2 rRNA genes are annotated in these 5,327 nt (G+C 57.1%); both read left to right on the top strand.

The annotated features are described in order from the left end of the window. Positions 1 to 66 precede the first annotated feature (66 nt). Positions 67 to 1,588 (top strand): 16S ribosomal RNA (locus MOM01_RS22905). Positions 1,589 to 2,121: 533 nt separating this feature from the next. After that, a 23S ribosomal RNA gene (locus MOM01_RS22900) occupies positions 2,122 to 5,255 on the top strand. Together the 16S and 23S rRNA genes form the textbook arrangement of a ribosomal RNA operon. The last annotated feature ends 72 nt before the right edge of the window (positions 5,256 to 5,327 follow it).

The following is a 5,327-nucleotide window of genomic DNA, read 5'->3' as shown; positions in this document are numbered from 1 at the left end:
TTTTTTGCTAGTGATTTGGCTCTTTGTCTTTGACTGATCGGCCCTTCGGGGTGTGATTGTGAGTCTTCAACGGAGAGTTTGATCCTGGCTCAGGACGAACGCTGGCGGCGTGCTTAACACATGCAAGTCGAACGATGAAGCCCAGCTTGCTGGGTGGATTAGTGGCGAACGGGTGAGTAACACGTGGGTGATCTGCCCTGCACTCTGGGATAAGCCTGGGAAACTGGGTCTAATACCGGATATGACTCCTTGCTGCATGGCGAGGGGTGGAAAGTTTTTCGGTGCAGGATGAGCCCGCGGCCTATCAGCTTGTTGGTGGGGTAATGGCCTACCAAGGCGACGACGGGTAGCCGGCCTGAGAGGGCGACCGGCCACACTGGGACTGAGACACGGCCCAGACTCCTACGGGAGGCAGCAGTGGGGAATATTGCACAATGGGCGAAAGCCTGATGCAGCGACGCCGCGTGAGGGATGACGGCCTTCGGGTTGTAAACCTCTTTCAGCAGGGACGAAGCGCAAGTGACGGTACCTGCAGAAGAAGCACCGGCCAACTACGTGCCAGCAGCCGCGGTAATACGTAGGGTGCGAGCGTTGTCCGGAATTACTGGGCGTAAAGAGCTCGTAGGCGGTTTGTCGCGTCGTCTGTGAAATCCCGCAGCTCAACTGCGGGCTTGCAGGCGATACGGGCAGACTCGAGTACTGCAGGGGAGACTGGAATTCCTGGTGTAGCGGTGAAATGCGCAGATATCAGGAGGAACACCGGTGGCGAAGGCGGGTCTCTGGGCAGTAACTGACGCTGAGGAGCGAAAGCGTGGGTAGCGAACAGGATTAGATACCCTGGTAGTCCACGCCGTAAACGGTGGGCGCTAGGTGTGGGTTTCCTTCCACGGGATCCGTGCCGTAGCCAACGCATTAAGCGCCCCGCCTGGGGAGTACGGCCGCAAGGCTAAAACTCAAAGGAATTGACGGGGGCCCGCACAAGCGGCGGAGCATGTGGATTAATTCGATGCAACGCGAAGAACCTTACCTGGGTTTGACATATACCGGACGACTGCAGAGATGTGGTTTCCCTTGTGGTCGGTATACAGGTGGTGCATGGCTGTCGTCAGCTCGTGTCGTGAGATGTTGGGTTAAGTCCCGCAACGAGCGCAACCCTTGTCCTGTGTTGCCAGCACGTAATGGTGGGGACTCGCAGGAGACTGCCGGGGTCAACTCGGAGGAAGGTGGGGACGACGTCAAGTCATCATGCCCCTTATGTCCAGGGCTTCACACATGCTACAATGGTCGGTACAGAGGGCTGCGATACCGTGAGGTGGAGCGAATCCCTTAAAGCCGGTCTCAGTTCGGATCGGGGTCTGCAACTCGACCCCGTGAAGTCGGAGTCGCTAGTAATCGCAGATCAGCAACGCTGCGGTGAATACGTTCCCGGGCCTTGTACACACCGCCCGTCACGTCATGAAAGTCGGTAACACCCGAAGCCGGTGGCCTAACCCCTCGTGGGAGGGAGCCGTCGAAGGTGGGATCGGCGATTGGGACGAAGTCGTAACAAGGTAGCCGTACCGGAAGGTGCGGCTGGATCACCTCCTTTCTAAGGAGCATCTCCTGTCTCGGACCAGCACAGTGGTGTTGGGGGAGCAGGCAGAGACCGTTTGCCGCCGTACGAGCGGCACGGTTGCTCATGGGTGGAACGCTGACAAGCACTCCTCGGAGCGTCTCTTCCGCCTGGAAGAGATCGAGGNGAGCCGTCGAAGGTGGGATCGGCGATTGGGACGAAGTCGTAACAAGGTAGCCGTACCGGAAGGTGCGGCTGGATCACCTCCTTTCTAAGGAGCATCTCCTGTCTCGGACCAGCACAGTGGTGTTGGGGGAGCAGGCAGAGACCGTTTGCCGCCGTACGAGCGGCACGGTTGCTCATGGGTGGAACGCTGACAAGCACTCCTCGGAGCGTCTCTTCCGCCTGGAAGAGATCGAGGGGTTATATCGGTGCACTGTTGGGTCCTGAGGGAACACGCAATGTGTTTTTTCAGCGACGATGATCTGCGAAAGGGAAGAGTTTCTTCTTCTCGAGTAGGGGTTGTTGTGTGTTGTTTGAGAACTGCACAGTGGACGCGAGCATCTTTGTTGTAAGTGTTTATGAGCGTACGGTGGATGTCTTGGCACCAGGAGCCGATGAAGGACGTGGGAGGCTGCGATATGCCTCGGGGAGCTGTCAACCGAGCTGTGATCCGAGGATTTCCGAATGGGGAAACCCAGCACGAGTGATGTCGTGTTACCCGCATCTGAATATATAGGGTGTGTGGAGGGAACGTGGGGAAGTGAAACATCTCAGTACCCACAGGAAGAGAAAACAACATGTGATTCCGTGAGTAGTGGCGAGCGAAAGCGGATGAGGCTAAACCATGGGTGTGTGATAGCTGGCAGGCGTTGCATTCGTGGGGTTGTGGGGTTCGTTGTGTCGGCGCTGCTGAGCCGGCCGACAGTAAGAAATCATCGTGTTAGTCGAAATGGTCTGGAACGGCCTGTCGTAGAGGGTGAGAATCCCGTAGACGAAAACATGGTGACTGTCGATGCGAATACCCGAGTAGCACCGGGCCCGTGAAATCCGGTGTGAATCTGTCGGGACCACCCGATAAGCCTGAATACTCCCTGGTGACCGATAGCGGACTAGTACCGTGAGGGAAAGATGAAAAGTACCCCGGGAGGGGAGTGAAATAGTACCTGAAACCGTGCGCTTACAATCCGTCAGAGCCTTCGAGCAGCTTGCTGCTGGGGGTGATGGCGTGCCTTTTGAAGAATGAGCCTGCGAGTTAGTGGCATGTCGCGAGGTTAACCCGTGTGGGGTAGCCGTAGCGAAAGCGAGTCCGAATAGGGCGATCTGTAGTGGCATGTTCTAGACCCGAAGCGGAGTGATCTACCCATGGCCAGGGTGAAGCGATGGTAAGACGTCGTGGAGGCCCGAACCCACTTAGGTTGAAAACTGAGGGGATGAGTTGTGGGTAGGGGTGAAAGGCCAATCAAACTCCGTGATAGCTGGTTCTCCCCGAAATGCATTTAGGTGCAGCGTCGCGTGTTTCTCACCGGAGGTAGAGCTACTGGATGGTCTAGGGGGCCCACAAGCTTACCGAAATCAGCCAAACTCCGAATGCCGGTGAGTGAGAGCGCGGCAGTGAGACTGCGGGGGATAAGCTTCGTAGTCGAGAGGGAAACAGCCCAGATCGCCGGCTAAGGCCCCTAAGCGTGTACTAAGTGGAAAAGGATGTGGGATCGCTGAGACAACCAGGAGGTTGGCTTAGAAGCAGCCACCCTTGAAAGAGTGCGTAATAGCTCACTGGTCAAGTGGTTCTGCGCCGACAATGTAGCGGGGCTCAAGTACACCGCCGAAGCCGCGGCATTCACATAACACCCCGGAGGGATTACGGTTTCTCCGGCAGTGGTGTGGATGGGTAGGGGAGCGTCGTGTGGCCGTGGAAGCGCCGGAGTGATCCAGGTGTGGAGGCCACGCGAGTGAGAATGCAGGCATGAGTAGCGAAAGACGAGTGAGAAACTCGTCCGCCGGATGACCAAGGGTTCCTGGGCCAGGTTAATCCGCCCAGGGTGAGTCGGGACCTAAGGCGAGGCCGACAGGCGTAGTCGATGGACAACGGGTTGATATTCCCGTACCCGTGTATCCGCGCCCAATGGCGAATCAGTTGTGCTAACCGTCCAAAAGGTTGGTCGTCTCCTTCGGGAGTCGACGGACTGGCTGCACGGGACCCTGATTGTAGTAGTCAAGCGATGGGGTGACGCAGGAAGGTAGCTGGGCCAGGTGGTGGATGTCCTGGTGTAAGCCGGTAGGGCGTGACATAGGCAAATCCGTGTCACATGCAGCCTGAGAGGTGATGCATACCCGTTGAGGGGAATTCAGTGATCCTATGCTGCCGAGAAAAGCCTCTAGTGAGTTGATACACGGCCCGTACCCCAAACCGACACAGGTGGTCAGGTAGAGAATACCGAGGCGATCGAGAGAACTGTGGTTAAGGAACTCGGCAAAATGCCCCCGTAACTTCGGGAGAAGGGGGACCATGCCCGGTGACGGCCCTTGCGGTCCGAGCTGGGGGTGGTCGCAGAGACCAGAGAGAAGCGACTGTTTACTAAAAACACAGGTCCGTGCGAAGTCGTAAGACGATGTATACGGACTGACGCCTGCCCGGTGCTGGAAGGTTAAGAGGACCGGTTAGCCATTTCGGTGGCGAAGCTGAGAATTTAAGCCCCAGTAAACGGCGGTGGTAACTATAACCATCCTAAGGTAGCGAAATTCCTTGTCGGGTAAGTTCCGACCTGCACGAATGGCGTAACGACTTCTCTGCTGTCTCGACCACAGACTCGGCGAAATTGCATTACGAGTAAAGATGCTCGTTACGCGCGGCAGGACGAAAAGACCCCGGGACCTTCACTATAGCTTGGTATTGGTGTTCGGTTCGGTTTGTGTAGGATAGGTGGGAGACTGTGAAGCGGCCACGCCAGTGGTGGTGGAGTCGTTGTTGAAATACCACTCTGATCGTAATGGACATCTAACCTCGGACCATGATCTGGTTCATGGACAGTGCCGGGTGGGGAGTTTAACTGGGGCGGTTGCCTCCCAAAATGTAACGGAGGCGCCCAAAGGTTCCCTCAGCCTGGTTGGCAATCAGGTGTCGAGTGCACGTGCACAAGGGAGCTTGACTGTGAGACTGACAGGTCGAGCAGGGACGAAAGTCGGGACTAGTGATCCGGCACCGGCATGTGGAAGCGGTGTCGCTCAACGGATAAAAGGTACCCCGGGGATAACAGGCTGATCTTCCCCAAGAGTCCATATCGACGGGATGGTTTGGCACCTCGATGTCGGCTCGTCGCATCCTGGGGCTGGAGTAGGTCCCAAGGGTTGGGCTGTTCGCCCATTAAAGCGGCACGCGAGCTGGGTTTAGAACGTCGTGAGACAGTTCGGTCTCTATCCGCCGCGCGCGTTAGAAACTTGAGGAAGGCTGTCCCTAGTACGAGAGGACCGGGACGGACGAACCTCTGGTGTGCCAGTTGTCCCGCCAGGGGCATGGCTGGTTGGCTACGTTCGGAAGGGATAACCGCTGAAAGCATCTAAGCGGGAAGCCTGTTCCAAGATGAGGTTTCTCACCCCCTCGAGGGGGTAAGGCCCCCGGCAGACCACCGGGTTGATAGGCCGGAACTGGAAGCCCAGTAATGGGTGGAGGTGACCGGTACTAATAGGCCGAGGACTTACCACGAAGATGTTACGCGTCCACTGTGCGGTATCTGAAACAACACACACAGATATCGGTGATCCTGCTGCGGCAGGG

Origin of the sequence: Rhodococcus sp. CH91 (genome assembly GCF_022554085.1) — a bacterium.
Classification (GTDB): domain Bacteria; phylum Actinomycetota; class Actinomycetes; order Mycobacteriales; family Mycobacteriaceae; genus Rhodococcus.
Note: the sequence above shows the minus strand (reverse complement) of the source record. Positions and strands in the feature narration are given on the sequence as shown.